Below are 3724 nucleotides of genomic sequence, written 5' to 3'. Positions count from 1 at the left end.
ACTCATTATTATCTCCGATGATTCACTTTTACTTCCTCAATCCGCGTATGTGCCAGTTGGGGGTGCGGAATGTGGGTGATAAAACTTTTAACTTCAACTGCTATCTTGCGATCATTGTTCTCAGCAGCTAATAGCTGTTCGGCACCAATATCGATCGGTTTCTCTTCGCCCAAGCCAAGGGATACGGATCATGGGTAGTTGTCCAGCCCGCCTTAATCAGAGCCTGTTTGACAACTTGATGATAAATGTCTCTTGCTGGCACGATCGCTCTCTTTTGCGATAGAGGTTGACACTGACTATTATAATGTGCAGAAGTCTCAACCATTATTCGAGAAATTCAATCTGAAACAACACGATCGCCCGTTAGCGAAGCCCTCGAAGAGGCTCGCCCCACCCAAATAGTCCTGAACCCACATCAAGGGCAGAAACCGGGTTTCTTCCTATATCTCTAGCCCAGAATCTGCGATTTTTCAGAGAAACCCGGTTTCTTCGCGTAACTCCTACCAAATCAAAATCTGGCAATACGCTAAATATAATTAAAATTTGTTAAGATTAACTCGACCTCAGCGCCGGCATCCCATCCGCCGCTAAACCAGCCCTTCCCCAGTCCCCACAACAATGCTGCGACTCGAACACATCAGTAAAATTTACCCCACAGGCGTCGTACTCAAAGATGTCACCTGGGAAGTCAAGCCAGGCGATCGCATCGGCTTAGTAGGCGTTAACGGTGCCGGCAAATCCACCCAACTCAAAATCATCGCCGGCGAAATCGAACCCACCGCAGGCGAAGTCATTCGCCCCGCCAGCCTCCACATCGCCTACCTCTCCCAAGAATTTGAAGTAGATCCGACTCGCACCGTCAGAGAAGAATTTTGGCGCGCCTTCAGCGAAGCCAACGAAGTCCACGAATCCCTGATGCAAGTCCATCGAGACTTGGAAAACTCCTCCCCAGAAAATCTCGACGAATTGATCCACAAAATGGATCGGCTGCAACGGCAATTTGAAGGCTTAAACGGCTACGGTTTAGAAGCCCAAATCGAGAAAATTCTGCCCGAAATCGGATTTGAACCCGAAGATGGCGATCGATTAGTCAGCGCCTTCAGCGGCGGCTGGCAAATGCGGATGAGTTTGGGCAAAATTCTCCTGCAAAAACCAGACATCCTGCTGCTAGACGAACCTACCAACCACCTCGACTTAGAAACCATCGAATGGCTGGAAGTATACCTCAAAGGGCTGACAACCCCAATGGTAATCGTATCCCATGACCGGGAATTTCTCGATCGGCTCTGCACCCAAATCGTCGAAACCGAACGCGGCGTTTCCAGCACCTACCTCGGCAACTACTCCTCCTACCTGCTGCAAAAAGCAGAAGCCAGAGAAGCCCAACTCAGCGCCTACGAAAGCCAGCAAAAAGAACTCGAAAAACAGCAAGCATTCGTAGAAAAATTCCGCGCCAGCGCCACTCGCAGCACCCAAGCCAAAAGTCGCGAGAAACAGTTAGATAAAATCGAACGCATCGAAGCGCCCACTGGCGGATTAAAAACTTTGCATTTTCGCTTTCCCCCCGCACCCCGCAGCGGCCGCGAAGTAGCAATAATTGAAGATTTGGTGCACACCTACGGCGAAAAAATCCTATTTTTGGGAGCAGACTTGTTAATTGAAAGGGGCGATCGCATAGCCTTTCTCGGTCCCAACGGCGCGGGCAAATCCACCCTGCTGCGACTGATTATGGGTTTAGAAAAGCCTTCTGAAGGTACAGTCAAATTGGGAGGCCACAACGTCATCCCCGGTTACTTTGAACAGAATCAGGCAGAAGCCTTAGATTTGAATAAAAGCGTGATCGAAACGATTCACGACGAAGTTCCCGACTGGAAAAATGAAGAAGTCCGGACTTTGTTGGGCCGTTTCTTATTTACGGGCGAAACAGTATTCAAACAAGTCGGCGCTTTAAGCGGCGGCGAAAAAGCCCGCCTAGCTTTGGCAAAAATGCTGTTGACTCCCGTGAATTTGCTGATTTTGGACGAACCGACAAATCACCTCGACATTCCGGCCAAAGAGATGATGGAAGAAGCGATTCAGAATTATGACGGTACCGTAATTATCGTTTCGCACGATCGCTATTTCATCTCCCAAGTAGCTAACAAAATTGTCGAGATTCGGGATGGAGAATTTCGCCCTTATTTGGGAGATTACCACTACTATCTCGATAAAATTGCTGAGGAAAAAGAGCTAGCACAAATCGCAAAACTTGAAGCTGAAAAAGCGGCTAAAAAAGCAGAAAAAGAAGCGAAGAAAAAAGCGACTGCTAAGCAAAAATAAAGTGGCAACGGTCGCAGATAAACCTTAGATCTGCGTTTATCTGCGTTCATCTGCGGTTAGAAATAAAACATCCCTATTTCTAACCCAAGACTCTCTTAATCATCTGATTCGCCTGCGACTCATAACTCCCACCAAACAAATTAAAATGATTCAAAATGTGATATAGATTATATAAACTTTTCCGCCGCTCGTAGCCTCCATCCAACGACCAAACCTGATTATATCCTCGATAAAACAGCGCCGGAAACCCGCCAAATAACTCCGTCATCGCAATATCAACTTCTCTATCTCCAAAATAAGTTGCCGGGTCAAAAATCACCGGTTCCCCCGTAGATGTCACCCCCGCATTTCCCCCCCACAAATCCCCGTGAACTAGCGAGGGTTGAGGTTCATAACCAGCTAACAATTCAGGAATCATCTCTAATAAACGTTCCCCTTGCGGAAAATGACCCCCCCGACGCTTAGCCAATTTTAACTGATAACCAATCCGATGTTCTGCCCAAAATTCTGCCCAATTTGCCGTCCAATTATTAATTTGCACCGTTGAGCCGATCGTATTATTAATATCCCACCCAAAAACTCCCCTCAATAAGCCCGAATTCGGCTCTTCTCCCCCCCTTAGCAAGGGGGGGCTGGGGGGGGTGTATTTGTGCATTTCGGCGAGTTTTCGCCCCATTTCTTCCCAAGCTCGATCGCCCCCGCGACTTCCCAAATCCAGCCATTCCAGCACAATATAAGCTGAATTCCCCTCAGTTCCCCAGCAAATCGGCTCAGGTACTCGAATCGTCTGGGTTTGCCGCATTTGCTGCAAACCCAGCGCTTCAGCTTCAAACATCGCGACTTGGCAAGCTTGATTGATTTTTACGAAGTAAGTGCGGGAACTGCTGCTGATAGAATAGCCTTGATTGATGCAGCCACCGCTGATGGAACGGCGATTGTCGATCGAAAATTTGTTTCCCGTTACTTCGCTAATGCGTGCGGCAATTTTATCCCACATAGCATGAAATCCTGTTGAGGGATGAGGGCGATCGAAATTAATTTAACAGGGATACCGAATTAAAAATTAATCAAAATTAATCAGCACAAACAAGAAAGCCCCTACCTGTACAGCAGAGAGGAGCTTTTGTTTAAAAGTGGTTGGAAGGATTGAGGTATTTTCGATCGGCAGTGAAGGGCCAAATATCTTCGCCACCTGGGGGTTTAACAAGCGAGCTCGGGATGGAATCCCAGTGGTGGCCCTGCGTCTGGCGACACTAGCGAAAAGTTGTAAGGGTAAAAAACCCTGAAGACTGCAGAGAATTAAGTCATCATCATCACCATGTGGAAACAGAGGTCAAGCCCTCGGTCTATTAGTACGCCTCAGCTTCATCCCTCTCAGGACTTCCACTTAACGCCTATCAACGGG

At 47.8% G+C, this 3724-nt stretch carries 2 protein-coding genes and 1 pseudogene; 1 reads left to right on the top strand and 2 read right to left on the bottom strand.

Annotated elements, in window-relative coordinates; all coding sequences use genetic code 11:
* Window positions 1-8 precede the first annotated feature (8 nt).
* Window positions 9-325: pseudogene (locus tag QUB11_RS30900) on the bottom strand (element excision factor XisH family protein).
* A 293-nt stretch (window positions 326-618) separates the two neighbouring features.
* On the opposite strand from QUB11_RS30900, the gene QUB11_RS30895 reads away from it, so the two are divergent.
* Window positions 619-2319 (top strand): ABC-F family ATP-binding cassette domain-containing protein, encoded by a 1701-nt coding sequence (locus tag QUB11_RS30895; RefSeq protein ID WP_333207486.1) that lies wholly within the window; start codon window positions 619-621, stop codon window positions 2317-2319.
* A gap of 79 nt (window positions 2320-2398) precedes the next feature.
* Here QUB11_RS30895 and QUB11_RS30890 read toward each other — a convergent pair whose 3' ends face one another.
* Window positions 2399-3316, bottom strand: coding sequence for a fructosamine kinase family protein (locus QUB11_RS30890; protein ID WP_333207487.1), 918 nt, complete (start codon window positions 3314-3316; stop codon window positions 2399-2401).
* Window positions 3317-3724 lie beyond the last annotated feature (408 nt).

Origin of the sequence: Microcoleus sp. B6-A1 (assembly GCF_036705085.1) — a bacterium.
In the GTDB taxonomy this organism is placed as follows: Bacteria; Cyanobacteriota; Cyanobacteriia; order Cyanobacteriales; family Microcoleaceae; genus Microcoleus.
Note: the sequence above shows the minus strand (reverse complement) of the source record. Positions and strands in the feature narration are given on the sequence as shown.

Excerpts from the sequence above, each read along its gene's own strand:
- QUB11_RS30895 (WP_333207486.1), top strand. The coding sequence starts at position 619 with ATGCTGCGACTCGAACACATCAGTAAAATTTACCCCACAGGCGTCGTA.
- QUB11_RS30890 (WP_333207487.1), bottom strand. The coding sequence starts at position 3,316 with ATGTGGGATAAAATTGCCGCACGCATTAGCGAAGTAACGGGAAACAAA.